At 60.0% G+C, this 26,733-nt stretch carries 26 protein-coding genes; 10 read left to right on the forward strand and 16 right to left on the reverse strand.

What is annotated here, in order from left to right; all coding sequences use genetic code 11:
- Nucleotides 1-116: 116 nt before the first annotated feature.
- The gene (gene tyrS, locus NQL71_RS00005) at nt 117-1,316 is read right to left on the reverse strand and encodes a tyrosine--tRNA ligase (protein WP_274642128.1); all 1,200 of its coding nucleotides are present in this window, start codon (nt 1,314-1,316) and stop codon (nt 117-119) included.
- Between the two features lie 213 nt (nt 1,317-1,529).
- On the opposite strand from tyrS, the gene NQL71_RS00010 reads away from it, so the two are divergent.
- Nucleotides 1,530-2,972: a peptidoglycan DD-metalloendopeptidase family protein gene (locus tag NQL71_RS00010; RefSeq protein WP_166619253.1), complete on the forward strand. Its 1,443-nt coding sequence runs from the start codon at nt 1,530-1,532 to the stop codon at nt 2,970-2,972.
- A 3-nt stretch (nt 2,973-2,975) separates the two neighbouring features.
- The gene (locus NQL71_RS00015; protein ID WP_077184541.1) at nt 2,976-4,067 is read left to right on the forward strand and encodes an anhydro-N-acetylmuramic acid kinase; all 1,092 of its coding nucleotides are present in this window, start codon (nt 2,976-2,978) and stop codon (nt 4,065-4,067) included.
- Nucleotides 4,068-4,134: 67 nt separating this feature from the next.
- Here the strand turns inward: NQL71_RS00015 and erpA are convergent, their stop codons facing one another.
- A complete protein-coding gene (gene erpA / locus NQL71_RS00020) occupies nt 4,135-4,485 on the reverse strand; it encodes an iron-sulfur cluster insertion protein ErpA (protein ID WP_007906865.1) in 351 nt (116 codons plus the stop codon).
- A 166-nt stretch (nt 4,486-4,651) separates the two neighbouring features.
- Complete coding sequence (gene argC, locus NQL71_RS00025) at nt 4,652-5,686, reverse strand: N-acetyl-gamma-glutamyl-phosphate reductase (protein WP_020798783.1); 1,035 nt, start codon at nt 5,684-5,686, stop codon at nt 4,652-4,654.
- A 135-nt stretch (nt 5,687-5,821) separates the two neighbouring features.
- Here argC and hemJ point away from each other — a divergent pair, with 135 nt between their 5' ends.
- From hemJ to coq7, 6 genes are all read left to right on the forward strand, one after another.
- A complete protein-coding gene (gene hemJ, locus NQL71_RS00030) occupies nt 5,822-6,250 on the forward strand; it encodes a protoporphyrinogen oxidase HemJ (RefSeq protein ID WP_274642129.1) in 429 nt (142 codons plus the stop codon).
- 31 nt (nt 6,251-6,281) lie between these two features.
- Nucleotides 6,282-7,250 carry an NAD(P)H-dependent flavin oxidoreductase gene (locus tag NQL71_RS00035; RefSeq protein WP_046818162.1) on the forward strand — a complete coding sequence of 323 codons (969 nt, stop codon included), beginning with the start codon at nt 6,282-6,284 and terminating at the stop codon, nt 7,248-7,250.
- 62 nt (nt 7,251-7,312) lie between these two features.
- Nucleotides 7,313-8,260, forward strand: a complete 948-nt coding sequence (locus tag NQL71_RS00040) for a DUF805 domain-containing protein (protein WP_274642130.1) — start codon at nt 7,313-7,315, stop codon at nt 8,258-8,260.
- A 61-nt stretch (nt 8,261-8,321) separates the two neighbouring features.
- Nucleotides 8,322-9,110, forward strand: a complete 789-nt coding sequence (locus tag NQL71_RS00045) for an SDR family NAD(P)-dependent oxidoreductase (RefSeq protein WP_077184547.1) — start codon at nt 8,322-8,324, stop codon at nt 9,108-9,110.
- A gap of 79 nt (nt 9,111-9,189) precedes the next feature.
- Complete coding sequence (locus NQL71_RS00050) at nt 9,190-9,528, forward strand: histidine triad nucleotide-binding protein (protein WP_017341091.1); 339 nt, start codon at nt 9,190-9,192, stop codon at nt 9,526-9,528.
- Between the two features lie 167 nt (nt 9,529-9,695).
- Entirely contained in the window at nt 9,696-10,343 is a 648-nt protein-coding gene (gene coq7 / locus NQL71_RS00055) for a 2-polyprenyl-3-methyl-6-methoxy-1,4-benzoquinone monooxygenase (protein WP_046818716.1), read from the forward strand.
- Between the two features lie 63 nt (nt 10,344-10,406).
- Here coq7 and NQL71_RS00060 read toward each other — a convergent pair whose 3' ends face one another.
- A complete protein-coding gene (locus NQL71_RS00060; RefSeq protein ID WP_008061600.1) occupies nt 10,407-10,829 on the reverse strand; it encodes an OsmC family protein in 423 nt (140 codons plus the stop codon).
- Nucleotides 10,830-11,060: 231 nt separating this feature from the next.
- Here NQL71_RS00060 and crp point away from each other — a divergent pair, with 231 nt between their 5' ends.
- Complete coding sequence (gene crp, locus NQL71_RS00065; protein WP_046818165.1) at nt 11,061-11,705, forward strand: cAMP-activated global transcriptional regulator CRP; 645 nt, start codon at nt 11,061-11,063, stop codon at nt 11,703-11,705.
- 10 nt (nt 11,706-11,715) lie between these two features.
- Here the strand turns inward: crp and NQL71_RS00070 are convergent, their stop codons facing one another.
- The 4 genes from NQL71_RS00070 to NQL71_RS00085 form a co-directional block, all read right to left on the reverse strand.
- Complete coding sequence (locus NQL71_RS00070) at nt 11,716-12,417, reverse strand: lipoate--protein ligase family protein (RefSeq protein WP_046818166.1); 702 nt, start codon at nt 12,415-12,417, stop codon at nt 11,716-11,718.
- 124 nt (nt 12,418-12,541) lie between these two features.
- The gene (gene trpC, locus NQL71_RS00075) at nt 12,542-13,378 is read right to left on the reverse strand and encodes an indole-3-glycerol phosphate synthase TrpC (RefSeq protein ID WP_046818167.1); all 837 of its coding nucleotides are present in this window, start codon (nt 13,376-13,378) and stop codon (nt 12,542-12,544) included.
- On the reverse strand, nt 13,375-14,424 hold the full coding sequence (trpD, locus tag NQL71_RS00080; RefSeq protein ID WP_046818168.1) for an anthranilate phosphoribosyltransferase: 1,050 nt from the start codon (nt 14,422-14,424) through the stop codon (nt 13,375-13,377). The genes trpC and trpD overlap by 4 nt, the downstream gene beginning before the upstream one ends.
- A 9-nt stretch (nt 14,425-14,433) precedes the next feature.
- Nucleotides 14,434-15,027 (reverse strand): aminodeoxychorismate/anthranilate synthase component II, encoded by a 594-nt coding sequence (locus tag NQL71_RS00085; RefSeq protein WP_046818169.1) that lies wholly within the window; start codon nt 15,025-15,027, stop codon nt 14,434-14,436.
- Nucleotides 15,028-15,431: 404 nt separating this feature from the next.
- Here NQL71_RS00085 and estP point away from each other — a divergent pair, with 404 nt between their 5' ends.
- Nucleotides 15,432-17,339: an esterase EstP gene (gene estP, locus NQL71_RS00090; RefSeq protein ID WP_274642131.1), complete on the forward strand. Its 1,908-nt coding sequence runs from the start codon at nt 15,432-15,434 to the stop codon at nt 17,337-17,339.
- Between the two features lie 177 nt (nt 17,340-17,516).
- Here estP and trpE read toward each other — a convergent pair whose 3' ends face one another.
- From trpE to NQL71_RS00130, 8 genes are all read right to left on the reverse strand, one after another.
- Entirely contained in the window at nt 17,517-18,998 is a 1,482-nt protein-coding gene (gene trpE / locus NQL71_RS00095; RefSeq protein ID WP_046818171.1) for an anthranilate synthase component I, read from the reverse strand.
- A 70-nt stretch (nt 18,999-19,068) separates the two neighbouring features.
- Complete coding sequence (locus tag NQL71_RS00100; protein ID WP_046818172.1) at nt 19,069-19,887, reverse strand: phosphoglycolate phosphatase; 819 nt, start codon at nt 19,885-19,887, stop codon at nt 19,069-19,071.
- Entirely contained in the window at nt 19,884-20,558 is a 675-nt protein-coding gene (rpe, locus tag NQL71_RS00105) for a ribulose-phosphate 3-epimerase (RefSeq protein WP_046818173.1), read from the reverse strand. The genes NQL71_RS00100 and rpe overlap by 4 nt, the downstream gene beginning before the upstream one ends.
- A gap of 80 nt (nt 20,559-20,638) precedes the next feature.
- Entirely contained in the window at nt 20,639-21,787 is a 1,149-nt protein-coding gene (locus tag NQL71_RS00110) for an iron-containing alcohol dehydrogenase (protein WP_046818174.1), read from the reverse strand.
- Between the two features lie 212 nt (nt 21,788-21,999).
- A complete protein-coding gene (locus tag NQL71_RS00115) occupies nt 22,000-22,824 on the reverse strand; it encodes an ABC transporter permease (protein WP_008061581.1) in 825 nt (274 codons plus the stop codon).
- 12 nt (nt 22,825-22,836) lie between these two features.
- A complete protein-coding gene (locus tag NQL71_RS00120) occupies nt 22,837-24,084 on the reverse strand; it encodes an ABC transporter permease (RefSeq protein WP_046818175.1) in 1,248 nt (415 codons plus the stop codon).
- A 187-nt stretch (nt 24,085-24,271) separates the two neighbouring features.
- Nucleotides 24,272-25,315 carry a polyamine ABC transporter substrate-binding protein gene (locus tag NQL71_RS00125; protein WP_077184552.1) on the reverse strand — a complete coding sequence of 348 codons (1,044 nt, stop codon included), beginning with the start codon at nt 25,313-25,315 and terminating at the stop codon, nt 24,272-24,274.
- 48 nt (nt 25,316-25,363) lie between these two features.
- Nucleotides 25,364-26,488 carry an ABC transporter ATP-binding protein gene (locus tag NQL71_RS00130; RefSeq protein WP_046818177.1) on the reverse strand — a complete coding sequence of 375 codons (1,125 nt, stop codon included), beginning with the start codon at nt 26,486-26,488 and terminating at the stop codon, nt 25,364-25,366.
- Nucleotides 26,489-26,733 lie beyond the last annotated feature (245 nt).

The raw sequence follows: 26,733 nt of genomic DNA on the forward strand, positions 1-26,733 counted from the left end.
CTGCTGTCGAAAACTGCGTAACTCATTGTTTACCAAGGAGTTTTCCGTTTCGACTGCGCCGGAAGTGGGGCGAATTATAGGCTTCTGTAATTCGCCGTCAACCTTTTGTTTCAGGTTTATTCAGGTTTGAGCGTAATACGCGCAAATGCCTTCTTGCCCGCCTGGCACACGTGGGTTGCACCGCGCGCATATATAAAGGAGCGATCGACCACCTCGCCATCGATACGCACACCACCGGAACCGAGCAGATCGCGAGCCACTGCCGAGTTCTTCACCAGCCCCGCCTTATTAAGGACAGCAGCGATCGGCATATCTTCGGTAGCCGTCAATTCGATCTCGGGCAGATCGTCCGGCAGCTCACCGTCCTTCATGCGATTACCTGCCGCACGATGAGCGTTGGCCGCAGCCTCCTCACCATGGAAACGGGCAACGATCTCTTCAGCCAGCTTGATCTTGATGTCACGGGGATTGGCACCCGCCTCGACATCGGCGCGGAACGCATTAATCTCATCCATGGAACGGAAGCTGAGCAGCTCGAAGTAGCGCCACATCAGCGCATCCGGAATGGACACCAGCTTGCTGTACATCACGCCCGGCGCTTCCTGGATACCAACGTAGTTGCCCAGGGACTTGGACATCTTCTTCACGCCATCCAGACCCTCAAGCAATGGCATGGTCAGAATGCACTGGGCTTCCTGGCCGTAACCACGCTGCAGCTCACGCCCCATCAACAGGTTGAACTTCTGGTCGGTACCGCCGAGCTCGACATCCGCGCGCAAGGCGACCGAGTCGTAGCCTTGCACCAATGGGTACAGGAACTCGTGAATGGCAATCGGCTGGTTGGTCGTGTAGCGCTTGTCAAAGTCATCGCGCTCAAGCATGCGCGCCACGGTGTATTGCGAAGTCAGGCGAATGAAATCAGCCGGCCCCATCTGATCCATCCAGGTGGAGTTGAATGCCACCTCGGTTTTGGCCGGATCGAGAATCTTGAAAACCTGGGTCTTGTAGGTCTCGGCATTCTCGAGAACCTGCTCGCGGGTCAGCGGAGGGCGCGTTGCGCTCTTGCCGCTGGGATCGCCGATCATTCCGGTGAAGTCGCCAATCAGGAAGATCACCTGGTGACCGAGCTCCTGGAACTGGCGCAGCTTGTTGATCAGCACGGTGTGCCCCAGGTGCAAATCAGGGGCAGTCGGGTCGAAGCCTGCCTTGATACGCAGCGGCTGGCCACGCTTGAGCTTTTCGACCAGCTCGGACTCGACCAACAGTTCTTCCGCACCACGTTTAATCAGCGCTAGCTGCTCTTCAACCGACTTCATAACAGACCCGCAAGGCTCGAATTCAAAGGGGACCAACCATACAAGATCGCGCGGCAAATACAAAGTTTGGCCGGCGCAATGACGCCAATCCGCTGGCAGAGCATGCGCGGACTTGCTTCAGGGATGATTTGGTTATATTTTATACAGTTATTTCATCTTCATCATGTCATTCATCTTTTCCAATTCATCTTTTTCAAAGTCAAAACACTACTTATGACCAAAGAATCGTCTAAAGCGCCACCGCTTTACCCGAAGACCCACCTGCTCGCAGCGAGTGGCATCGCTGCCCTTCTGAGCCTGGCGCTTCTGGTATTTCCTTCCAGTGATGTCGAAGCTAAAAAGACAACCCTGAGCCTTGAACTGGAAAGCCCTGCTGAACAACTGACACAAGAACAAGACGCTGCAGAAGCCGTCCAGGCCACAAATGATCCGGTCGCGTCTCCTTTTGCGCAGATCGAGGACAGCGCGCAAGAGCCCCAGCAAACAGCTCAAGCCGCACCCGCACCCGCGCCTGTAGCAGCCCCCGCACCGGTTGCCGAAGAAAAGAAGGCGCCCAATCACAGGGAAGTGATCGTCAGCAAAGGCGACACGCTCTCCACTCTGTTCGAGAAAGTCGGCCTTCCCGCCCCTTCGGTACATGACTTGCTGGCCAGCAGCAAACAGGCCAAGCAATTCAGCCAGCTCAAGCATGGGCAGAAACTCGAGTTCGAACTGGGTCCTGACGGCCAACTGGCCAGCCTGCACAGCAAGGTCAGTGACCTGGAGACCATCTCCCTGACCAAGAACGACAAGGGTTACAGCTTCAACCGCGTGACCGCTAAACCCACCGTGCGCACAGCCTACGTGCACGGCGTGATCAACAGCTCGCTGTCTCAGTCCGCCGCCCGCGCCGGCCTGTCGCATAGCCTGACCATGGACATGGCCAGCGTATTCGGCTACGACGTCGACTTTGCCCAGGATATTCGCCAGGGTGACCAGTTCGATGTGATCTATGAACAGAAAATGGTCAACGGAAAGGCGGTCGGTAACGGCCCGATCCTGTCCGCTCGCTTCACCAACCGCGGCAAAACCTACACCGCCGTGCGCTACACCAACAAGCAAGGCAACACCAGCTATTACACGGCTGACGGCAACAGCATGCGCAAGGCCTTCATCCGCACCCCGGTGGACTTCGCCCGCATCAGCTCGAAATTTTCCATGGGCCGCAAGCACCCGATCCTTAACAAGATCCGCGCCCACAAAGGCGTCGACTACGCAGCACCGCGCGGCACGCCAATCAAGGCGGCCGGTGACGGCAAAGTACTGCTGGCAGGTCGCCGCGGTGGTTACGGCAACACCGTAATCCTCCAACACGGCAATACCTACCGCACGCTTTACGGCCACATGCAGGGCTTCGCCAAGGGCATCAAGACTGGGGGCACCGTCAAGCAAGGCCAGGTCATCGGCTACATCGGCACTACCGGCCTCTCCACCGGCCCGCATTTGCACTACGAATTCCAAGTGAATGGCGTCCACGTCGATCCACTGGGCCAGAAAGTAGCGATGGCCGACCCGATTTCCAATGCCGAACGCGCACGTTTCCTGGCGCAGAGCCAACCGTTGATGGCGCGCATGGACCAGGAAAAATCCACCCAGCTGGCTTCGGCCAAGCGCTAAGCCATGGCGCTCTATATAGGTGTAATGTCCGGAACCAGCCTGGATGGCCTGGACATAGCACTGATCGAGCAAGGCCCGGCGATCAGGCTGATCGCCAGCCACTACATCCCGATGCCCGACTCCCTGCGCGCCGAGCTGCTTGGCTTGTGCGCCAGCGGTCCGGACGAGATTGCCCGCTCCGCCATCGCCCAACAGAACTGGGTGAAGCTGGCGGCGCAGGGCATTAACGCTCTCCTTGCACAACAGCAACTCAAACCTGAAGACATTCGCGCGATTGGCAGTCACGGTCAGACCATTCGCCATGAGCCAGCGCGTGGCTTCACGGTGCAAATCGGCAATCCGGCCCTGCTGACCGAGCTGACCGGTATCACGGTGGTCAGTGATTTCCGCAGCCGCGATGTCGCCGCTGGCGGGCAAGGCGCGCCACTGGTTCCTGCCTTTCACGAAGCGCTTTTTGAAGAACGGGCCGGCAATCGCGCCGTACTCAACGTGGGTGGATTCAGCAACCTCAGCCTGATTGAACCCGGCGAGCCTGTCGCTGGGTTCGACTGTGGGCCGGGTAATGTGTTGCTGGACGCCTGGATTCACCAGCAACGCGGTGACAACTTTGACCGTGATGGCCAATGGGCTGCCAGCGGCAAGATCGAACCGCTACTGTTGAACGCGCTGCTCAGCGATCCTTTCTTCGTGACAAAGGGCCCAAAGAGTACCGGCCGGGAAGTCTTCAACTTGCCCTGGCTGACCCGCCATCTGGCAGCGCTGCCGACCTTCGCTGCCGAGGATGTGCAGGCAACGCTGCTGGAACTGACGGCGCTGACCATCATCGAATCGCTGCAAACTGCCCAGGTTGATACCCGGGAACTGCTGGTCTGCGGCGGTGGCGCGCACAACACCGCACTGATGAAACGCCTGGCCAGCCTGCTACCGAATGCGACCGTCAGCAGCACCGCCACTCACGGCGTGGACCCGGACTGGGTCGAAGCCATGGCCTTCGCCTGGCTGGCCCACTGCTGCCTGGAAGGTATTGCGGCCAATCGCCCGAGCGTCACCGGCGCCCGCGGGCTGCGCGTACTCGGTGCCATCTACCCGGCCTGAATGCCGGACAGCAAAACGCCGCAGGACCTCAGGGTCATGCGGCGTTTTGATGATACGGACGCGCTGATCAGATCGAGAACGAAGAGCCACAGCCACAGGTGGTGGTAGCGTTCGGGTTCTTGATGACGAAACGCGAGCCTTCCAGACCTTCCTGATAATCCACCTCGGCTCCTGCCAGGTACTGGAAGCTCATCGGATCGACGACCAGACTCACACCTTCGCGCTCAACGATGGTGTCGTCATCGGCCACTTCTTCATCGAAAGTGAAGCCGTACTGAAAACCTGAACAACCGCCGCCCGTAACGAATACGCGCAGCTTCAAGCGATCATTCCCCTCTTCATCGACCAGGCTCTTCACCTTGTGCGCGGCACCGTGGGTGAATTGCAAAGCCGTGGGGGTGAAGGATTCGACGCTCATGCTGACTATCTCCCGGCGTTACGCCGTCATATTGCGTGATGACGCGCATTATCCGCTTCTCCTAGAAAAGCGGTCAACTATTGTTATGGTATATCAACCAATCGAGGCGCCGGCCCGGAATGCAAAAAGGCCCGTCAGACGGGCCTTTTGCTGTGCACGATAAAGCTTACGGCAGCATGCCGGCGTGGGACAGGCCCAGACGCTCATCCAGGCCGAACAGGATGTTCATGTTCTGCACGGCCTGACCCGACGCGCCTTTGACCAGGTTGTCGATCACCGACAACACCACCACCAGGTCACCATCCTGTGGACGGTGCACGGCAATCCGACACACGTTGGCGCCGCGCACGCTGCGGGTTTCCGGGTGACTGCCGGCAGGCATGACGTCGACGAACGGTTCGTTGGCATAACGTTTTTCAAACAGTGCCTGCAGGTCTACCGAGCGATCGACGACAGTTGCGTAAAGCGTGGAGTGAATGCCGCGGATCATCGGCGTCAGGTGCGGAACGAAGGTCAGGCCAACGTCCTTGCCCGCCGCACGACGCAGACCCTGGCGAATTTCCGGCAGGTGGCGATGCCCTTTGACGGCGTAAGCCTTCATGCTTTCCGACGTCTCGGAGTACAGCGAACCGACGGCAGCCCCACGACCAGCACCGCTGACGCCGGACTTGCAGTCGGCGATCAGGCGCGAAGCATCGGCCAGGCCTGCTTCGAGCAACGGCAGGAAACCCAATTGAGTGGCGGTTGGATAGCAGCCCGGCACGGCAATCAGGCGTGCTTTTTTGATCTGTTCGCGATTGACTTCCGGCAAACCGTAGACCGCTTCATCCAGCAGTTCTGGCGCACCGTGCGGCTGACCGTACCACTTGGCCCATTCATCAGCATCCTGCAGGCGGAAGTCCGCGGACAGGTCGATGACCTTGGTGCCGGCTGCCAGCAGTTCGCCCGCCAGGGCATGCGCAACGCCGTGAGGGGTGGCAAAGAACACCACGTCACAGGCGCCCAGGGTCTTGATGTCAGGAACGCTGAACGCCAGGCCGTCGTAGTGGCCTCGCAGGTTCGGGTACATGTCGGCCACGGCCAGTCCAGCCTCGGATCGGGAAGTGATCACCACCACTTCAGCTTGCGGATGCTGTGCCAACAGACGCAACAGTTCGACACCGGTGTAACCCGTGCCGCCGACGATACCGACCTTGACCATAAACCTGCCCTCAACGAACCCACTGGAAAGCCGTCGATAATAGGGCCCGTATCGTCCTGCGACAACCGGCAAGGTGACGTGCGGAGCCTCAAGCTACTACTATCCGGGCTACCGTGAACCTGGGAATAACTAAAAATGCTTTATCTGTGGCTCAAAGCTTTCCACATCATCAGTGTCGTCTGCTGGTTTGCCGGCCTGTTCTACCTGCCGCGCCTGTTCGTCTATCACGCCCAAAGCGAAGACACTGTCAGCAAGGAGCGCTTCAGCATCATGGAGCGCAAGCTGTATCGGGGCATCATGGGGCCGGCGATGATCGCCACACTGATCTTCGGTGGCTGGCTCATCTACCTCAACCCAGGCATCTTTAGCCAGGGTGGCTGGATACACGCCAAACTGACCCTGGTGGTGTTGCTGATCGGCTACCACCACATGTGCGGCGCGCAAGTGAAGCGCTTTGCCCGTGGCGAGAACACCCGCAGCCATATCTTTTATCGCTGGTTCAATGAAGTGCCGGTCCTGATATTGCTGGCTATCGTAATTCTGGTCGTCGTCCGACCGTTTTAAATCAACAGGCACAAATCACCGGGGTATTCCAATGTCGCTGCCCGCTCTGCTCGAACAACGCTTGCGTCTGCCCGTGGTGGCGGCGCCGATGTTCCTGATTTCCAACCCGCAACTGGTGCTCGCCTGCTGCGGCAATGGCGTGGTCGGCAGCTTTCCGGCGCTGAACCAGCGCGAGAGCAGCGGCTTCAAAGCCTGGCTGGAAGAAATCGAGGCCGGGCTGGCGGCACTGGAGAATCCCGCGCCCTATGCGGTGAACCTGATTGTGCACAACAGTAATCCGCGATTGCAGGCGGATCTGGACATCTGTATCGAACACAAAGTGCCGATCGTGATCACCAGTCTCGGCGCCGTGAAGGAAGTGGTCGATGCTGTCCACAGCTACGGCGGCCTGGTATTCCATGATGTGACGACTCGCCGCCATGCGGAGAAAGCCGCCGAGGCCGGTGTAGACGGTCTGATCGCCGTCGCTGCGGGTGCCGGTGGGCATGCCGGGACCTGGAGCCCGTTCTCATTGATCGCCGAGATCCGCCAGTTCTTCGACAAGACACTGCTGCTGGCTGGGTGCCTGAACCACGGCCACGAAATTCTCGCCGCGCAATTGCTCGGCGCCGACCTGGCCTACTTCGGCACGCGTTTTATCGGTACTACCGAAAGTCATGCACCAGATGCCTACAAAGAGATGCTGCTGAACTCCAGAGCGGCAGACATCATCCATACTCCAGCGGTGTCCGGTGTACCGGCGAGTTTCATGCGCCAGAGCCTGGAGGCCGCAGGGTTCGACATGGCAGCGCTGCAAAACAAGGGCGAGATCAATTTCGGTTCCAAGCTCAAGCCCATCAGCGACGAAGCCAAAGCCTGGAAAACCGTGTGGTCCGCGGGCCAGGGCGTAGGCGAAATCGATGACTTGCCGAGTGTCGAACAGTTGATAGCGCGCCTCGACGCCGAATACCGCAAGGCACAGGAACAAGCAGCGCAACTGGGCCAACGCTGGCCGCGCTGAACAACCGGGCCAGCCGCGACTGGCCATTCGTAGCAATGAATCGCGACAAGGATGCCTCGGTAATGAGCGGAAACCGTTACAAGATCGTGTTCGACGGCGCGCTGCTGCCGGGTGTTGATATCAACACCGCCAAACTCAATCTCGCTGCACTGTTCAAGAGCGACGTCAACGCCATCGAGCGCCTGTTCAATGGTCGACCGGTCACACTCAAGCGCGACCTGTCGCAGGCGGATGCGCAGACCTATCTCCAAGCCCTGAAGAACACTGGCGTCGATGCCCGGATCGAGGTGGAGCCTTCGATCGAGCTGGACCTGGCTGACGTTCATGAGCAATCCCCCGCAGCTGAGCCGCTCTCCCCTTATGCACCGCCACAGGCCCGCGTTGGCGAAAAACTGCCGGCATTCGCCGCGCTCAAGCCTTTCAGCGTCGAAGGCAGAATCGGACGCCTGCGTTTTCTGGCGTGGACCTTGGTGCTCAGCCTGGTGACCCTGCCCATTGTCGGCGTGGTTGCGCTCATCGGCCTTGGCCTGGTCAGTGGGAATTCCACCACCGGACTGATCCTCGGTGGCATCCTGGCCTTCTTGCTGTTCCTGGTGTTCATGGTTGTCGGCGTTCTGTTCAGCGTTCAGCGCTTGCATGATATCGGCTGGTCGGGCTGGCTCTGGCTCCTGCACCTGGTTCCGTTCATTGGCAGTTTTTTCCCGCTGGTGATCATGCTCGTACCAGGCAATACCGGCGCCAACCGCTATGGCCCGCCTCCCCCGCCCAACAGCACGGCGGTCAAGGTCTTGTGTGCATTGTGGATTGTGTTTATCGGGCTGTTTGGCGTCGGTGCGATGATGGGTGGCATCTCGGCCATCCAGCAAGAATATGAAGACAGCCTCGAGAGCAGCTACCAAAGCGGCTCGGTCACCACCGATGAAATCGATATCGATGTCGAACCTGAAGCAAATTCCCCGGCCGAAGCAGCCGAAGAAGCCCCGCCCCCTGTAGACTCTGCGAAAGAATGAACAGCGCTCCCCGCCCGTGACACCTGCGTCGCGGCGCGGAGCTGTTGCGATGGAGAATGGCATGACCCGTTACGCTCTGATCACTGGCGCTTCCAGCGGCATCGGCCTGGCGATGGCCGAGGCGCTGGCCCGGCGCGGCCGCAGCCTGATTCTGGTGGCCCGACAGCGTGATCAGCTGGAAAGCATTGCGATCGAACTGACCCAACGTTTTGGCGTGGAAGTATTGTTCCGTGCCTGCGATCTGGGCGAGCCGCTGCGCCTCTCAGGATTCCTTCTGGAGCTGGAGGAAGGTGACCGGCAGATAGACCTGCTGGTCAACTGTGCCGGGATCGGCACTTGCGGCCCGTTCCTGGCGCAGGACTGGATGACCGAGCAGGACCTGATCGAAGTGAACATTCTGGCGCTCACTCGCCTGTGCCACGCCATCGGTAACAGCATGGCGTTGCAGGGTGGCGGGCAGATCCTGAACGTCGCTTCGGTCGCGGCGTTCCAGCCCGGTCCGTGGATGAGCACTTACTATGCCAGCAAGGCCTATGTGCTGCACTTTTCCGAAGGCCTGCGCGTCGAGCTGAAAAAGTGCGCGGTCAAGGTCTCGGTGCTCTGCCCCGGCCCGACCCGCACAGCGTTTTTCCGCACCGCGCAATTGAACAACGACAAGCTTGCCAACAGTAAACTGCTGATGAGTCCGGAGGAAGTCGCGCTCTATACCGTGCGCGCCCTGGAGAAGAATCGCGCAATCATTATTCCTGGGCGACGCAATCGCTGGTTCGCCACCCTGCCCCGGTTCGGCTCGCGCTGGCTGATCCGGACAATCACCGGCATGGTCATCAAGGCCCACTGCCCGCGTTGAATCGCCCTGCGGTAAAACACTGGGCTGGTGCAGCCTCCATGGGTACACTCAGGCCAGCCCAAACAACGGAGAAACAGCTGTGGATACTCTGTTCACCAAGATCATCAACCGGGAAATCCCGGCGAAAATCATTTACGAGGACGACCAGGTGCTGGCCTTCCACGACATCGCCCCACAGGCACCGGTGCACTTTCTGGTGATTCCGAAAAAACCGGTACGCACCCTGAACGACCTGACCGAGGACGACAAGGCGCTGGCTGGACACATCCTGTTCACCGCCCAGCGCCTGGCCAAGGAACTGGGTTGCGAAAAAGGTTTTCGCGTTGTCATGAACTGCAATGAAGAAGGCGGGCAGACTGTCTATCACATTCATATGCATGTGCTGGGTCAGCGCCAGATGCACTGGCCGCCGGGCTGATTCATATTTTCCCGTGCCGACGATGGCGCGATTGAGATCGCCTTCGTCGGAACGCGCCCGAAGCTAGCCGGGCTCCTGTAGATACTGCCTGCGTCGCAATGTCCCAGCGCAAACCTTCCCCGGCCGATTGGGTTAAACTGGCCACCGAGATTCCTCCGGAGGTCAGCATGACTACCCAACGTCACTACTCGCCGATTGATCGCCTTCTGCTGCAAGCCGATGCTGCGATGCGTACCCTGTTGCCCTTCAGCGGCCAGCCCTACCGTCCGTCGCCGGCCATCGTGCAACCCGATGCGAAAATGAGTGACGAAGACACCCGCCACGTTGCCGGGCTGATGCGCATCAATCACACCGGAGAAGTCTGCGCCCAGGCGCTGTATCAAGGCCAGGCCCTGACTGCCAGGCTGCCGCAAGTGCGCGTCGCCATGGAGCACGCCGCTGAAGAAGAAGTCGACCATTTGGCATGGTGCGAACAACGCATTCATCAGTTGGGCAGCCACACCAGCATTCTCAATCCACTGTTCTATGGCATGTCGTTCGGAATTGGTGCGGTGGCAGGCCTGATCAGCGACAAAGTCAGCCTGGGTTTTGTCGCAGCAACGGAAGATCAGGTGTGCAAGCACTTGAACGAACACCTGGAGCAACTGCCGGCCGAGGATGAAAAGTCTCGGGCGATCCTCGAGCAGATGCGTATCGATGAAGAGCAGCACGCCGAAAGCGCACTGGAGGCTGGCGGTTTCCGCTTTCCGGCGCCGGTGAAGTTCGGTATGAGCTTGCTGGCCAAGGTCATGACCAAGAGTACTTATCGGATCTGACCGGCTGCGCCAGCAACAAAAAAGGCGACTGCCGTGAGGCAGTCGCCTTTTTTTGATCTCGATTCAACCCAGCTCGATGATTTCGTAGTCGTGGGTGATCTCGACACCGGCCGCCCCGAGCATGATCGACGCCGAGCAATACTTCTCGGCGGACAGTTCGATGGCGCGCTTGACCTGCGCTTCCTTCAGGCCGCGGCCCTTGACCACAAAATGCATGTGGATCTTGGTGAACACCTTTGGATCTTCGGTTGCACGCTCGGCTTCAAGGAAGGCTTCACAACTCTCGACCGCCTGACGGGACTTCTTGAGGATGCTGACCACGTCGAAATTGCTGCAACCGCCTACACCCAGCAGGAGCATTTCCATCGGCCGGACACCCAGGTTACGACCGCCGGCATCGGGCGGACCGTCCATGACCACGACATGACCGCTGCCGGATTCGCCGAGGAACATGGCTTCGCCAGCCCATTGGATGCGTGCCTTCATCGCCAAGACTCCACTGTCTAAAAAAAGGGTCGCCAGCTTAGCACAGGCCCCTGGATTGACAGTGATCGCCGTCCTAGGACATAACCTGCGACGCTGTAGGTAAAATCTCGAATATTGCAAGAAGTGTCTGGTAAGCTGGCGCCAATTCGCTGGCGCCTGGCCAGCTTTGCCCCAATGTCCGCAGTTCATAAATAAATCCAACACCACCGTGAGTCTTTTCGGGATACAACCATGGTTGCTATTGCCCCCACCCCCAAGATGAAAAACCTCGACAAGCTTCTGATGCATTGCCAGCGCCGTCGCTATCAGGCCAAGAGCAACATCATTTGCGCCGGCGACCGTTCGGAGACGCTGTTCTTCATCATCAAGGGTTCGGTCACCATCCTGATCGAAGACGACGACGGTCGAGAAATGATCATCGCCTACCTGAACGCCGGGGATTTTTTCGGTGAATTGGGTCTGTTCGAGCAGGCCGGCCTGGAACAGGAACGCAGCGCCTGGGTGCGAGCCAAGGTCGAATGCGAAGTGGCGGAAATCAGTTACGCGAAATTCCGCGAATTGTCGCAGCAGGACCCGGACATTCTTTACGTATTGAGCGGACAAATCGCACAACGCCTGCGTAACACCACCCGTAAGGTCGGTGACCTGGCGTTTTTCGACGTAACCGGTCGTGTCGCCCGCTGTCTGCTTGAGCTGTGCAAACAGCCAGACGCCATGACCCACCCCGACGGCATGCAGATCAAGGTGACCCGTCAGGAAATCGGACGGATCGTCGGTTGTTCCCGGGAGATGGTCGGACGCGTGCTCAAGGATCTGGAAGAGCGCAACCTGGTGGACGTCAAAGGCAAAACCATGGTGGTCTTCGGTACGCGCTAAGTTCGAAGACTCAGCCGCTGAACATTTGCGCCAGCATTCGTCGGTAGAGCGCATCGAGACGTTCCAGCGCATCCGGTGCGGTGAACTTCTCATGCAAGGCGATGTGGCTTTCGGCGCGCACCCGTTGCTCCAGGCTGCAGGCCTCGCTGAAGCGATTGACGGCCGCGACCATCGAAACGCGGTCGTTATCCAGCAGCATTGCACCGTGTACAAGTCCTACCGGGCGTTGACCTCCCTGACTCTGGCGCCAGCGCTGGGCGGTGCCGACCATCTTGCGCCCATCCAGGTTGACGTTGAACCGGCCATCACAGAACGCGCCGTCGATTTCGCCCAGCGACGACGTGCCGCCCAACTCGTCCAGCAACTGGCAGATCGGATCGCACAGACGCCGGTAGCCCGTCTCGATACGGTTCAGATCACCTTCGCTGCGCGGCGGCGCGTAGACCAGGGCGATGTTGATGGTCGTGGCCGATTGCGGAACAGGTTCGCCACCGGTGTCGCGCAACAATACGGGCCAACCCGCCGCCGCGGACACCTCACAGGCTGCTTCGAACCCTGGCAAGCGATTCAAGCGGCGCGGCATCACTAATGCCCGGTCGCTGGGCTGCCAGAACAGCAGGCCAAATTCCGCGTCGCCGGCACAGACCGAGGCCAGCAGATCCTGTTCGGCTTGCAGGCCGGCTTCGATGGTCAGAGAAACAGGTGAGGTCACAAGGTACTCCGTAAGACAAAAAGTCTGTGGTGTTTCTTATGCCGCTATCGCGAGCAGGCTCGCTCCCACAGTTGATGGTGGTTACCCCCAACCCTGTAGGAGCAAGCTTGCTCGCGATGCTTTTTTAGTCGAGGGTCGAGCCGCTGACAGGAATGCCGCGCTCCGGGAAGAACAGGCGTTGCAGTTCGGTACCCGGGCTTTCGGCGCGCATGAACGCCTCGCCAACCAGGAACGCGTAGACGTCGCTGATTTCCATCAACTCGACATCGGCGCGATTGAGGATGCCGCTTTCGGTGACCACCAGACGATCGCGCGGGATACGCGGCAACAGGTCGAGGGTGGTTTCCAGGTTGACCTCGAAGGTGTGCAGGTTGCGATTGTTGACGCCGACCAGCGGGGTGTCGAGGGTTTTCAAGGCCCGCTCCAGCTCGTCGCCATCGTGGACTTCAACCAGCACATCGAGGCCGACGCCTTTGGCCACGGCTGCCAGTTCGGCCATTTTCACGTCGTCCAGGGCGGAGACGATCAACAGCACGCAGTCGGCGCCGAGGGCGCGGGCTTCGACGATCTGGTACGGATCGATCATGAAATCCTTGCGGATCACCGGCAGTTTGCACGCCGCGCGGGCCTGCTGCAGGTAAAGATCGGCACCTTGGAAATAATCGATATCGGTGAGTACCGACAGGCAGGTCGCGCCGCCCTTCTCGTAGCTCTTGGCAATATCGGCGGGAACGAAATTCTCGCGGATAACGCCCTTGCTCGGCGAAGCTTTCTTGATTTCAGCAATCACTGCCGGCTCTTTCAGCTTGGCCTGATCCAGCAAAGCCTTGGCAAAACCACGGGGTGCATCGGCCGCCTTGGCCAGACTTTCCAGCTCGGCGAGGCTGACGCGAGCACTACGTTCGGCAACTTCTTCAACCTTGCGCGCCAGAATGTTTTCCAGAACCGTCGGTACACTCATCCCTCATTCTCCACTTTGAATACCGCGGTAAATGCACCCAGCTCCTCGAGTTTCTCCCGAGCAAGGCCGGTGTGCAGCGCATCGTGCGCCAGGGCAACACCCTCTTTCAAACTGCTCGCATGGTCGGCGGCGTACAACGCGGCACCGGCATTGAGCACGATCATCTCGGCAGCTTTCTGACCGTTTTCGGTCTTGCGCTTGCCCAGGGCATCGCGGATCAGCTCCAGGGATGCAGCCGGGCTTTCCACGGCCAGACCATGCAGGCTCTGGCTTTTCATGCCCAGGTCTTCCGGTTCGACCCAATATTCGCTGATCTGATCGTTTTTCAGTTCCGCGACAAAGGTCGGTGCCGCCAGGCTGAATTCGTCCAGGCCGTCCTTCGAATGCACCACCAGCACATGCTTGCTGCCCAGACGCTGCAAGACTTCGGCCAATGGCCGGCATAGCGCCTGAGTGAATACGCCCACCACCTGATGTTTCACGCCAGCCGGATTCGTAAGCGGGCCGAGCATGTTGAACAAGGTGCGCAAACCGAGTTCCTTGCGCGGGCCGGCGGCGTGTTTCATGGCGCTGTGATGGGTCTGGGCAAACATGAAGCCGATGCCGACGTTATCGATGCAGCGCGCCACCTGGATCGGGGTCAGGTTCAGGTAGATACCGGCCGCCTCCAGCAAGTCGGCACTGCCGCTTTTACCCGAGACCGCGCGGTTGCCGTGCTTGGCCACCGTGCACCCGGCCGCCGCGACCACAAAGGAAGAAGCGGTCGACACGTTGAAGATGTTGGCACCGTCACCGCCAGTACCGACTACGTCGACTACACCGTCGAGTGTCTTGAGTTCGACCTGGTCCGCCAGCTCACGCATGACCGACACGGCACCGACGATTTCGTCGATGCTTTCGCTTTTCATGCGCATGGCCATCATGAACGCGCCGATCTGTGCATCCGTGCATTGGCCGGTCATGATTTCGCGCATCACGTCGCGCATCTCTTCGGTGCTGAGGTCGAGGTGATCGACGATACGGCCCAAGGCTGTCTTGATATTCATGAATAGTCCTTAGCGCGTGCCGCCGGTTTGTTTGAGGAAGTTGGCAAACAGTTCGTGACCTTGTTCGGTGAGGATCGACTCAGGATGGAACTGCACGCCTTCGATGTTCAGGGTCTTGTGGCGCAGCCCCATGATCTCGTCGACCGAGCCGTCCTCCAGTTGGGTCCAGGCGGTCAGCTCGAGGCAGTCAGGCAGGGTTGCGCGCTTGACGATCAATGAGTGATAGCGGGTGACCGTCAGCGGCATGTTCAGGCCGGCGAACACACCCTTGTCTTCGTGGAACACCGGGCTGGTCTTGCCGTGCATGACCTGACGCGCGCGAACCACATCACCACCAAAGGCCTGGCCGATGGACTGATGCCCCAGGCAAACACCAAGAATCGGCAGTTTGCCAGCAAAGTGCTTGATCACGTCAATCGAGACCCCAGCTTCGGTCGGGGTGCAAGGACCGGGAGAGACGACGATGCGCTCAGGGTTGAGCGCTTCGATTTCGGCAACGGTGAGTTCATCGTTGCGCACGACTTTGACCTGGGAGCCCAGCTCACCAAGGTATTGCACAACGTTGTAGGTAAAAGAGTCGTAGTTATCGATCATCAGCAACATGGCGTTAAGAACCTCTAAAATTCACTGACTTAATACAGCCTTCGAATGATTTACCCGCAGCGTCCTGCACTTTGGCGGTCGCTGGAATCGCGAAGCAAAGCGCGTTGTCACGAATAAAGAAGGCAAAGCGGTAAAGATCCGGCCGGGCCGGCAGAAGGATTCAGGCGCGCCAACGCCAGCGGGCGTGTGCCTTGATGACTTGATCCAGGAGTTTGCTGACGATCAACACGGGGAAGGTCTCATTTATACGTCTCGGCACAGTAACTTAGCTGGGCAGAGCGTGCAATATGGGGCGATCGAAGCGAGCGCAACATTCGCCAGGTTCGCGCCGAATGGCATCAGCTTCTATAGTTTTTTGGCACTGTCGTCTCACCCACTAAAACAATAACCAAACGGACTTGCTCATGATCAGACAGACGCTGTTTGCACCCCTTGCCGGTTGCCTGCTCGCCATGGCCTGCACCCAGGCGATCGCGGCGCCCAATCCTTATTCGAATTTCATTGTCTTCGGTGACAGCCTCAACGATGCGGGGCAGTTTACCGACACGGGCGGCCCTCCCGGTTCGACCCTGCGCTTCACCAACCGAACCGGGCCGACTTATCAGGACGGCAGCGGCGAAGCCTATTCCGCCAACTCGACTCAACTGCTTGGGGGCAGGCTCGGGTTCTCCGCGGACCAGACCGCCGCTTCGACTTCAGCCGCCCGCACCGCCCAAGGCCTGCCAGATGGCAATAACTGGGCCGTCGGCGGCTACCGCACCGATCAGATCCTCGAATCAATCACCACCGTATCCGCCACGGGTGAACGCGCGCGCGCGGGTTACTTGCCAGCCAATAATTTGCGCGCCGACCCGAATGCACTGTATTACCTCTCCGGCGGCGGCAACGACTTTCTTCAGGGGCGCGTGCAAAGTGGCGCCCAGGCGAATGCCGCGGCGGACCGCCTGGCAAACAGCGTCCAGGCTCTGCAAACGGCCGGTGCCCGCTACATCATGGTCTGGCTGTTGCCCGACCTGGGACTGACACCTGCCATCAATGGCAGCCCTCTGCAGGGACCCACTTCGCAACTGAGCGCGGCCTTCAACCGGCAACTGGTCACTCGACTGGCGGGAATCGATGCCGAAATCATTCCCCTGAACATTCCCCTGCTGTTGCAGGAAACCTTCGCCGACCCTGCGCGGTTCGGTTTTGCTACCGGGCAAAACCTGACGGCGACCTGCTTCAGCGGTGACGGCTGCACCGAAAACGCTACCTTTGGCATCAACAGCGCCAACCCGGACCCCAGCCAGCTGATTTACAACGACGGGGTGCATCCGACCGAGGCGGGGCAAAAGTTGGTGTCGGACTACGCCTATTCCTTACTCGCTGCACCTTGGGAACTGACGCTGCTGCCAGAAATGGCCCACGCCACGCTACGCGCGCATCAGGATGAACTGCGCAGCCAGTGGCAATCCGACTGGGAAAACTGGCAAGCGGTCGGTCAGTGGCGCGCCATTGTGGCCGGGGGTGGCCAGCATCTCGATGTCGATCACCAAAGCAGTGGCGCCGACGCCGATGGCAACGGCTACAGCTTGAACATCGGCGGCAGCTATCGTCTCAACGAAGCCTGGCGCGTGGGTGTGGCGGCAGGTTTCTATCGTCAGGATCTGGAGGCTGGCGATAACGACTCGGACTACAAACTCAACAGCTACCTGGCCACGGCATTCGCCCAGTTCCAGCAGAACCGTTGGTGGGCGGATGCCGCATTGACCGGCGGCAAGCTGGATTACGACAATCTCAAGCGCAAATTCGATCTGGGTGCGGGCGAAGGTGCGGAGAAAGGCGACACCGACGGCTATCTCTGGGCCTTCAGCACACGCCTGGGCTATGACATTGCACAGCCGGGCAGTGAATGGCACTTGTCGCCGTTCATCAGCGCCGACTATGCGAAAGTGGAAGTGGACGGTTACTCGGAAAACTCCATTCGTTCCACGGCGCTGACTTTTGATGACCAGAAACGCGATTCAAAACGACTCGGCGCCGGACTGCAGGGTAAATACCGGATCACCCCGCAGACCCAAGTGTTTGGCGAATATGCCTACGAGCGTGAGTATGACGACGATGTGCAGAAGGTGAACATTGCCCTCAACAGCCTGCCTTCCCTCGACTTCAGGCTCGATGGCCATACTCCGCAGAGCCATTTGAATCGCCTGAGCCTGGGCATCAGCCACAAGTTGACGGCCGATCTGGCGCTGCGCGGCGGGTATACGTTGCGCAAGGATGATGACTTTACCCAGCAAGGGATTACCGTTGGGGTTGCGCTGGACTTCTGATTCAGCGAACAGCAGGCATAAAAAACGCGGCGCCCTCACAGGCGCCGCGTTTTTTTTGGTGGTGAGGTCTTTGGTGGGAGCGAGCCTGCTCGCGAAGAGGCCAGCACAGCCAACATTGATGTTGTCAGACCCACCGCGATCGCAAGCAGGCTCGCTCCCACAGGGTTAGTGGCGAAATCAGGCGTCCGGGGTTTGTTCGGCCAGGGCCACGGCACGGAACATCGCGCGGCGCTTGTTCAGGGTTTCTTCCCATTCCAGTGCCGGCACCGAGTCGGCGACGATGCCACCACCAGCCTGCACGTGCAGCTCGCCGTTCTTGATCACCGCCGTACGGATGGCAATGGCGGTGTCCATGTTGCCGTTCCAGGCGAAGTAGCCCACGGCACCGCCGTAGACACCGCGCTTGACCGGCTCCAGTTCGTCGATGATTTCCATCGCGCGGATCTTCGGTGCGCCGGACAAGGTGCCCGCCGGCAGGATCGCCCGCAGCGCATCCATCGCCGTCAGGCCGGCCTTCAATTGGCCGGTGACGTTGGACACGATGTGCATCACGTTGGAATAACGCTCGATCACCATCTTCTCGGTGAGTTTCACCGAGCCGATCTCCGAGACTCGACCGGTGTCGTTTCGACCCAGGTCGATCAGCATCAGGTGCTCGGCGATTTCCTTGTCGTCCGACAGCAGGTCTTTTTCCAGCGCCAGATCGGCCTCTTCGGTCGCTCCCCGTGGACGGGTGCCCGCGATCGGGCGCACGGTGATCAGATTGTCTTCAACCCGCACCAGCACTTCAGGCGAACTGCCGACGACGTGGAAGTCGCCGAAGTTGAAGAAGTACATATATGGCGTCGGGTTGAAGCACCGCAATGCCCGATACAGATCGATTGGCGCGGCCTTGAAGTCGATCGACATGCGCTGCGACGGCACGACCTGCATGCAGTCACCGGCCAGGATGTATTCCTTGATGGTGTCGACGGCTTTTTCGTAGTCGTCCTGGGTGAAGCTGGAGCGGAATACCGGATCAGCCGCCTGCTGCTTGCTGAAGTCCAGGCCGCGGCGCGGGGTGATAGGCTGACGGAGTTTTCCCAGCAATTCCTCCAGGCGCGCGCGACCTTGCTCGAAGGCGTCTTCCTGAGACGGGTCAGCCAGGACAATTGCATGCATCTTGCCTGCGAGGTTGTCGAACACCACCACCGCGTCGGACACCATCAGCAGGATGTCCGGTACGCCCAGCGGATCCGGGTTCGGGCACTTGCCCAAACGCTTTTCCACATAACGTACGCAGTCATAACCGAAATAGCCCACCAGGCCGCCGTTGAAGCGCGGCAGGCCTGCGATGGTCGGCACGTTGTAGCGAGCCTTGAAGGCTTCGACGAAGGCCAGTGGGTCTTCCACATCGTGGCTTTCAGTCTCGACGCCGTCGATGGTCACGCTGACGTGATGGTCATGCACCCGCAGCACGGTGCGACACGGCAGGCCGATGATCGAGTAACGGCCCCACTTTTCGCCGCCCTGCACGGACTCCAGCAGGTACGAGTTGGGCTCGTCGGCCAGTTTCAGGTAGATCGACAGCGGCGTGTCGAAGTCGGCCAGGGTTTCGCAGGCAAGCGGGATGCGGTTGTAGCCGGCAGCGGCCAAACGCAGGAATTCTTCGCGGATCATGAGGTGCCTCGTGGCTTGAGGTTCTAACAGTCAGGTATGCAAACGCGCCGGATGACCGGCCAGGATCTAGTCAGGCGCGCCAACGCCAGCGGGCCAGGGCCTTGATGACTTTCATCCAGAGTTTGCGGGTGACCACCACGATGGCGTTTCCAGAAGGGGGTTGAACAGCGTCGGCCAACGTTATCTCAGCGGCCGGGTCCAGGCAACCGCGAATTAGCTTGCGCAGATCGTCGATTACCAGCGCAGGTGACTCTTCGGCGATCGGACGCCCGTGGTTATAGCCGTAGCTCAAGGCCACGCACTTGACCCCCGCCGCTTTCGCCGCCAGCACATCGCTGCGCGAATCGCCGACGAACAAGGATTGCGAGGCCGGGATGTTGGCCATTTTCATCACGAAAAACAGCGCCGCCGGATCGGGTTTTTTTTGTGGCAGGGTGTCACCGCCGATGATCCACTTGAAATAGCGGCCGATTTTCATCTGATCCAGCAGCGGCGCGACGAAGCGCTCCGGCTTGTTGGTGATCAGCGCCATCTCGACGCCCTGCTTTTGCAGCCATTTGAGGGTATCGCGCACACCGGGGTAGACCACCGTCAAGCCATGGCTATCGGCATAGGCCTGCATGAAAATTTCCAGTGCACTGTCGGCCTCGGCGTCATCGACCGCCGAATGGTCGATACCGCCGGCCAGCGCACGGCGCACCAGCACCGGCGCGCCATTGCCCACCCACTCACGCACCGCGTCGATACCGGCCGGTGCGCGACCGAGCTTGAGCAGCATTTTGTCCACAGCCACCGCCAGGTCGGGGACCGAGTCAACCAAGGTGCCATCCAGGTCGAACATCACCAGCCTTGGCAGGCATCCCGGGAACAGCTGCTCAAAGCCACTCATGGACGAGCCAGCGCCAGTTCGGCACGCATTTTCTCAATCACTTCCTGGTAGTTCGGCGCATTGAAGATCGCCGAACCGGCCACGAAGGTGTCGGCGCCCGCTGCAGCGATTTCACGAATGTTGTTGACGTTGACGCCGCCGTCGATTTCCAGGCGGATGTCACGACCCGAAGCGTCGATCAGCGCGCGCGCCTCACGCAGCTTGTCGAGGGTGCCCGGGATGAACTTCTGTCCGCCGAAACCCGGGTTGACGCTCATCAGCAGGATCATGTCGACCTTGTCCATCACGTACTTGAGCACGTCCAGCGGCGTCGCCGGGTTGAACACCAGGCCGGACTTGCAGCCGCCTTCGCGGATCAGTTGCAAGGAGCGGTCGATGTGCTGGGTCGCTTCCGGGTGGAAGGTAATGTAGGTAGCACCGGCTTCGATGAAGTCACCGACGATGCGATCCACCGGGCTGACCATCAGGTGCGCGTCGATAGGCGCGGTTACGCCGTACTTGCGCAGCGCCGAGCAGACCATCGGGCCGATGGTCAGGTTCGGCACGTAGTGGTTGTCCATGACATCGAAGTGCACGAAGTCGGCACCGGCGGCCAGGACGTTGTCCACTTCTTCACCCAGGCGGGCAAAGTCGGCGGAAAGAATCGACGGAGCAATTACGAAGGGCTGCATGACGCACCTTTTCTGAGCAGAATCACGATGGCGCGCATTGTATACCTCATGCTTTGGCCCGCGCACCGAAAGCGCGATGATCAGTAGGCCGCCCGGTAGATTTTCTCGATATCGACAGCACTCAACCGGCGCGGATTGTTGCGCATCAGGCGCTCGATCCCCGCCGCCTCCACGGCCATCGCCGCAATGGCCTCCTCTGGAACTCCGAAACTGCGCAGCCCCTGGGGTATTTCCACGGCCGCGCACAGCTCGGCCATGGCCTCCACGGCTTTGTCGGCCGCTTCATTGACGCTCAGATGAGCAGTTCTCACGCCCATGGCGTCGGCAATATCCTGCATGCGTTCAACGCAGGCCATCTTGTTCCAGGTCATGACATGGGGCAGCAGCAAGGCATTGCTGACGCCATGGGCAATGTTGAAGCGCCCACCCAGGGGATACGCCAGCGCATGCACCGCCCCCACCCCGGCATTGCCGAACGCCATGCCCGCCATCAGGCTGGCGGTGGCCATGTCCTCGCGGGCCTGCAGGTTGGACGGGTTGGCGTAGGCCTTGGGCAGCGCCTTGGCAATCAGCTTGATGGCGCCGATGGCCAGGGCGTCGGTAATCGACGAGGCGTTGACCGACAGGTAGGACTCGATGGCATGCACCAGCGCATCGACACCACTGGCCGCCGTGACACCACGCGGACAGGTCAGGGTCATCTGTGGGCTGACCAGAGCCACGTCCGGCAACAGGTAATCGCTGACGATGCCTTTCTTCAACTGCGCGACCTTGTCGGAAAGGATCGCCACGTTGGTGACCTCGGAACCGGTGCCAGCCGTGGTCGGGATGGCAATCAACGGCGGGCCTTTGCGCGGCACCTGGTCAATACCGAACAGATCTTCCAGCGCGCCGTGGTAACCGGCATAGGCCGCCACGCTTTTGGCGATGTCGATGGCACTCCCGCCACCCAGGCCGATCAGACCGTCATGCCCACCGTCGCGGTAAACCCGCATGCAGTCCTCAACGATGGCGATTTCCGGGTCCGGCAGCACCCGGTCGAAGATTTCGTAGCTGCGCCCACCCAACTGCGCCAGCGCCAGCTCTACCGTGCCGGACTTGACCAGTGCGGCGTCGGTGACGATCAGCGGGTGGTCGATATCCAGGCGCGTCAGTTCGGCGGACAGTTGCTCGATGGCCTCAGCGCCGGTGATCAGTTTGTGAGCGATTTTGAAAGAGGAAAGACCCATGTGCGCAGCCTCTTATAGGTAGGGGAGCTGGGCACAATAGTAGCTGGGGATTGGGGGTGGTCTGGTATTCAGGCGGTGAATGACCGACCGGCCGATGGAGATCCAATGCGGGAGCGGGCTTGCTCGCGAAGGCGGTGCGTCATTCGACTTATACGTCAACTGACACTGCGCTTTCGCGAGCAAGCCCGCTCCCACATTGTACCGGTTTGACTTCAAACCTGTGCGGTACGCAGTTTCTCGCTGCGGCCACGCAGCCATTCCAGGGTCAGCAGCAGGATCACCGAGAAGGCAATCAGCAACGTCGCGGCGGCGGCGATGGTTGGGCTGAGGTTTTCGCGGATGCCACTGAACATCTGCCGCGGCAAGGTCGCTTGCTCTGGACCGGCGAGGAACAGCGTCACCACCACCTCATCGAACGAAGTGGCGAAGGCGAACAACGCACCGGAAATCACCCCGGGCGCGATCAACGGCAAGGTCACCCGGCGGAACGCCGTCAGTGGCGAAGCACCGAGGCTGGCAGCGGCACGCACCAGGTTCTGGTTAAACCCTTGCAGCGTCGCCGACACGGTAATGATCACGAATGGCACGCCCAGCACCGCATGCACCACGATCAGCGAGAAGAAGCTGTTGCCCAGGCCCAAGGGCGCAAAGAACAGATAGCTGGCCACACCGATGATCACCACCGGCACCACCATCGGCGAAATGACCAGGGCCATCACCAGCGGTTTGCCGGGAAAGTCGCCCCGGGTCAGGCCGATGGCCGCAAGCGTGCCGAACACCATGGCCAGCACGGTTGCCGCCGGGGCGACGATAATGCTGTTCTTCAGGGCGCGCATCCATTCCGCCGAGGCGAAAAAGTCGTGGTACCACTGCAGCGAGAAGCCTTGCAGCGGGTACACCAGGAAACTGCCGGAGTTGAACGACAGCGGGATGATCACCAGCACCGGCAGGATCAGGAACAACAGGATCAAGCCGCAGAGAATCCGCAAGCTGTAGAACCACACCCGCTCGATGGGTGACATATAAGGACTCAGCATTTCATTCTCCCCTTAGCTCAGGCGCAGGCGACTGGCGCCCACAAGCCAGCTGTAAATCAGATAAAGCACCACGGTCGCCAGGAGCAGCAGCCCGCCGAGCGCGGTCGCCATGCCCCAGTTGATGCTGGTGTTGGTGTAGAAGGCGACGAAGTAGCTGACCATCTGATCGTTCGGGCTGCCCAGCAACGCCGGCGTGATGTAGTAGCCGATGGCCAGGATGAACACCAACAGGCAGCCAGCGCCGACACCGGCATAGGTCTGCGGGAAATACACCCGCCAAAAACTGGCGAACGGGTGGCAGCCGAGGGATATGGCGGCGCGCATATAGGTCGGCGAGATGCCTTTCATTACGCTGTAGATCGGCAGGATCATGAACGGCAGCAGGATGTGCACCATGGAGATGTAGACACCGACCCGGTTGAATACCAGCTCGAGCGGCTTATCGATGATACCCATGGCCATCAGGCCGCTGTTGATCAGGCCACCCGATTGCAGCAACACGATCCACGCCGCGACGCGCACCAGGATTGACGTCCAGAACGGCAGCAACACCAGGATCATCAACAGGTTGCTCTGGCGCGACGGCAGGTTCGCCAGCAGGTAAGCCAGGGGATACGCCAGCGCCAGGCAGATCACGGTGATGATCAGGCCCATCCAGAAGGTGCGGGCGAAGATGTCGAGGTAGATCGCCTGGTCCGGGGTGGCCGGGGCGATTTCGCCGAGGTCGTCGATGCGGTGATCGACGGCCGCCAGCAAATAGTACGGGGTAATGTTGCTGGTGTTGCGACGCACGGCTTGCCAGTAGGCCGGATCGCCCCAGCGCTCGTCGAGACCCTCCAGCGCTTCTTTATAAGAGGCCGGCTCAGTGGCGAACGGCAAGGCGCGAGCGGTTTTGGTCAGCAGGCTGCGATAGCCGGCCAGTTCCATGTTCAAGCGTTTGGACAAGTCGCCCAGGGTCTGATTCTTGCGCGCTTCGGCGAGGTCTTCGCTGGCCGCCTTGTAGACCGGTTCGGCAGGCAGGCCTCGGCCGTCCCAGCTGGCTATGGCTGCCACGGTGCGCGGCATGCCGCCGACCACTTCCGGGTTGCCCACGCTTTTGTAGAGCAGCGCCACGATTGGCACCAGGAACACCAGCAACAGGAATAGCACCAGCGGCGCGATCAACGCCTGGGCCTTCCAGCGGTTGACCCGCTCGGCATGCTTGAGCCGCTGCTTCAAGGTGGGGTCAGTGCCCGCGTTCACGGGAACGGCGATAGCCATGGCGTACTCCGGAAATCTTTGATCGTTACTGAGGTGGCATGCGCCCCCTCGAACATTTGGTCCTAATCGTTCCCACGCTCTGCGTGGTAACGCATCCAGTGACGCTCTGCGTCACAGGGACGCGGAGCGTCCTGGGCGGCATTCCCACGCAAAGCGTGGGAACGATCGATAAGCCCACGCAGTGGTCTTATTTTGCAGCCCAGGAATTGAAGCGCTGTTCCAACTGCTCGCCGTTGTCAGCCCAGAAGCTGACGTCGATCTGCACCTGGTTGGCGATGTTTTCCGGGGTGGTCGGCATGTCTTTCAAGACATCCTTGGCCAGCAACGGTACAGCCTGGGTGTTGGCCGGGCCGTAGGCGATGTTTTCCGAGTAGGTCTTCTGCTGCTGTGGCTGCACCGAGAAGGCGATGAATTTCTTCGCCGCTTCCGCACGCTTGGCATCCAGGCCTTTTGGAATGGCCCATGCGTCGAAGTCGTAGATGCCGCCGTTCCACACCACTTTCAGGTTGCTTTCTTTTTGCACGGCAGCGATGCGACCGTTGTAGGCCGAGCTCATGACCACGTCACCGGAAGCGAGGTACTGCGGCGGTTGTGCGCCGGCTTCCCACCACTGGATGCTTGGCTTGAGTTCATCGAGTTTCTTGAACGCGCGGTCCTGACCATCCTTGCTGGCCAATACCTTGTAGACGTCTTTCGGCGCTACGCCGTCGGCCATCAGAGCGAATTCCAGGGTGTACTTCGCGCCTTTACGCAGGCCGCGCTTGCCCGGAAACTGCTTGGTGTCCCAGAAGTCCACCCAACTGGTCGGTGCAGTTTTCAGCTTGTCGGCGTTGTAGGCCAATACAGTCGACCACACGAAGAAACCCACGCCACATGGCTGGATAGCGCCTTTGACGTAGTCTTCGTTCTTGCCGAACAGGGCCGGGTCGAGCTGTTCGAACATGTCTTCGTCGCAACCGCGGGACAGTTCCGGCGACTCGACTTCCACCAGGTCCCAGGAGACGCTCTTGGTGTCGACCATGGCCTTGACCTTGGCCATTTCACCGTTGTACTCGCCCGCCACGATCTTGCCGTTGCCTGCCGCTTCCCACGGTGCGTAGAAGGCTTTGACCTGCGCAGCCTTGTTCGCCCCGCCAAAGGACACCACGGTCAGGTCCGGGCCAGCCGCCATTGCGCTGGCTGCCCCCATCATGCCCAGTGCCAAAGCGGTGAATTTCAGGGATCTCAACATTTATTGTTCTCTCCACGTGCAGGGTTGGTGTTGGTATTGCCGGGGCGATTAATGCGCCTCTAGAAGTGGGTCGAGCGCACGAACGTGTTCGACCTGCCAGCCAAGCGGTACCACGTCGCCGACCGCGAGCGCAGGATCCAGCTCGGCAATCGGTTGTTTCACGAAGAAGTCGGTCTTGCCACAGACTTCCAGGCGAACCCGGACGTGGTCGCCCAGATAGATGAATTCCGCCACCCTTCCCGAGAAGCGGTTGACGCAGGACTCACTGGAGCCATTGAGGCTCACGCGTTCCGGGCGAATGGACAAGGTGACGGGTTCACCGGTCCGGCCGACATTGACGGCCAGGGCTTCCACTTTTTCACCGCGACCCAGCTCGACGATGCAACGATCGCCGGTCTGGCTGTGCAGGCGGCCATTGAGGCGGTTGTTTTCGCCGATGAAGTTGGCAACGAAGGTGTTTTTCGGTTCTTCATAAAGAGTGCGCGGCGGTGCGATCTGCTGGATTTCGCCTTGATGGAACACTGCCACACGGTCGGACATGGTCAGGGCTTCGCCCTGGTCGTGGGTCACGTAGACCACGGTCACGCCCAGGCGCTGGTGCAGGTGCTTGATTTCCATCTGCATGTGTTCGCGCAGTTGCTTATCGAGTGCGCCGAGGGGTTCGTCCATCAGCACCAGCTGGGGTTCGAATACCAGTGCGCGGGCCAGTGCCACGCGCTGCTGCTGGCCACCGGACAGTTGCGCCGGGTAACGCTGGGCGAAGGTATCGAGCTGCACCATGCTCAGGACTTTTTTGACTTTTTCGCTGACGTCGCTCTTGTTCAAGCCGCGCACGGTCAGCGGGAACGCCAGGTTCTCGGCCACCGTCATGTGCGGGAACAACGCGTAGTTCTGGAACACCATGCCGATGTCGCGCTTGTGCGGCGGCACGTTATTGATGGCACGCCCCGCTAGCAGGATTTCCCCCGCAGTCGGTGTTTCGAAACCGGCGAGCATCATCAGGCTGGTGGTTTTGCCGGAGCCGGACGGCCCGAGCAAGGTGAGGAATTCGCCTTTGCGAATGTCCAGGTTGAGGTCTTTGACGATCAGGTTCTCGCCGTCGTAGCTCTTCTGCACTCCACGAAAGCTGACCAGAACATCATTGGCCCCTGCACTTGAATCGACCTGGCTCATACCCACACCTTTGTTATTGATGACTGCTGTGGACTAAGCCTAGTGGACGCTGGGGACCGCGCAAATCGGGGGGCAAGAGAGAATCGCCTCAGCCTTCTGGAAGACTGGGGGTAGGGATTGCCCTACAAGGATGGCGCGTTTTGGCAAACGCAGCGGCAAGTTGTCAGCTGCAAGCCGCAGGAATCGTCAAAAGCGCGTGGGCGAGATGTCGTAAATGGATACGGGCATGGAATCGAACGAAGGAG

The sequence above is a fragment of the Pseudomonas serbica genome (assembly GCF_028823535.1).
Lineage (GTDB): Bacteria > Pseudomonadota > Gammaproteobacteria > Pseudomonadales > Pseudomonadaceae > Aquipseudomonas > Aquipseudomonas serbica.

Excerpts from the sequence above, each read along its gene's own strand:
- NQL71_RS00120 (WP_046818175.1), bottom strand. The coding sequence starts at position 24,084 with ATGGCTATCGCCGTTCCCGTGAACGCGGGCACTGACCCCACCTTGAAG.
- coq7 (WP_046818716.1), top strand. The coding sequence starts at position 9,696 with ATGACTACCCAACGTCACTACTCGCCGATTGATCGCCTTCTGCTGCAA.
- NQL71_RS00015 (WP_077184541.1), top strand. The coding sequence starts at position 2,976 with ATGGCGCTCTATATAGGTGTAATGTCCGGAACCAGCCTGGATGGCCTG.
- NQL71_RS00125 (WP_077184552.1), bottom strand. The coding sequence starts at position 25,315 with ATGTTGAGATCCCTGAAATTCACCGCTTTGGCACTGGGCATGATGGGG.
- NQL71_RS00100 (WP_046818172.1), bottom strand. The coding sequence starts at position 19,887 with ATGAGTGGCTTTGAGCAGCTGTTCCCGGGATGCCTGCCAAGGCTGGTG.
- trpC (WP_046818167.1), bottom strand. The coding sequence starts at position 13,378 with ATGAGTGTACCGACGGTTCTGGAAAACATTCTGGCGCGCAAGGTTGAA.
- crp (WP_046818165.1), top strand. The coding sequence starts at position 11,061 with ATGGTTGCTATTGCCCCCACCCCCAAGATGAAAAACCTCGACAAGCTT.
- tyrS (WP_274642128.1), bottom strand. The coding sequence starts at position 1,316 with ATGAAGTCGGTTGAAGAGCAGCTAGCGCTGATTAAACGTGGTGCGGAA.
- NQL71_RS00085 (WP_046818169.1), bottom strand. The coding sequence starts at position 15,027 with ATGTTGCTGATGATCGATAACTACGACTCTTTTACCTACAACGTTGTG.
- NQL71_RS00045 (WP_077184547.1), top strand. The coding sequence starts at position 8,322 with ATGACCCGTTACGCTCTGATCACTGGCGCTTCCAGCGGCATCGGCCTG.
- argC (WP_020798783.1), bottom strand. The coding sequence starts at position 5,686 with ATGGTCAAGGTCGGTATCGTCGGCGGCACGGGTTACACCGGTGTCGAA.
- NQL71_RS00040 (WP_274642130.1), top strand. The coding sequence starts at position 7,313 with ATGAGCGGAAACCGTTACAAGATCGTGTTCGACGGCGCGCTGCTGCCG.
- NQL71_RS00115 (WP_008061581.1), bottom strand. The coding sequence starts at position 22,824 with ATGCTGAGTCCTTATATGTCACCCATCGAGCGGGTGTGGTTCTACAGC.
- rpe (WP_046818173.1), bottom strand. The coding sequence starts at position 20,558 with ATGCAGCCCTTCGTAATTGCTCCGTCGATTCTTTCCGCCGACTTTGCC.
- erpA (WP_007906865.1), bottom strand. The coding sequence starts at position 4,485 with ATGAGCGTCGAATCCTTCACCCCCACGGCTTTGCAATTCACCCACGGT.
- hemJ (WP_274642129.1), top strand. The coding sequence starts at position 5,822 with ATGCTTTATCTGTGGCTCAAAGCTTTCCACATCATCAGTGTCGTCTGC.
- NQL71_RS00035 (WP_046818162.1), top strand. The coding sequence starts at position 6,282 with ATGTCGCTGCCCGCTCTGCTCGAACAACGCTTGCGTCTGCCCGTGGTG.
- trpE (WP_046818171.1), bottom strand. The coding sequence starts at position 18,998 with ATGATCCGCGAAGAATTCCTGCGTTTGGCCGCTGCCGGCTACAACCGC.
- trpD (WP_046818168.1), bottom strand. The coding sequence starts at position 14,424 with ATGAATATCAAGACAGCCTTGGGCCGTATCGTCGATCACCTCGACCTC.
- NQL71_RS00010 (WP_166619253.1), top strand. The coding sequence starts at position 1,530 with ATGACCAAAGAATCGTCTAAAGCGCCACCGCTTTACCCGAAGACCCAC.
- NQL71_RS00110 (WP_046818174.1), bottom strand. The coding sequence starts at position 21,787 with ATGGGTCTTTCCTCTTTCAAAATCGCTCACAAACTGATCACCGGCGCT.
- NQL71_RS00130 (WP_046818177.1), bottom strand. The coding sequence starts at position 26,488 with ATGAGCCAGGTCGATTCAAGTGCAGGGGCCAATGATGTTCTGGTCAGC.
- NQL71_RS00060 (WP_008061600.1), bottom strand. The coding sequence starts at position 10,829 with ATGAAGGCACGCATCCAATGGGCTGGCGAAGCCATGTTCCTCGGCGAA.
- estP (WP_274642131.1), top strand. The coding sequence starts at position 15,432 with ATGATCAGACAGACGCTGTTTGCACCCCTTGCCGGTTGCCTGCTCGCC.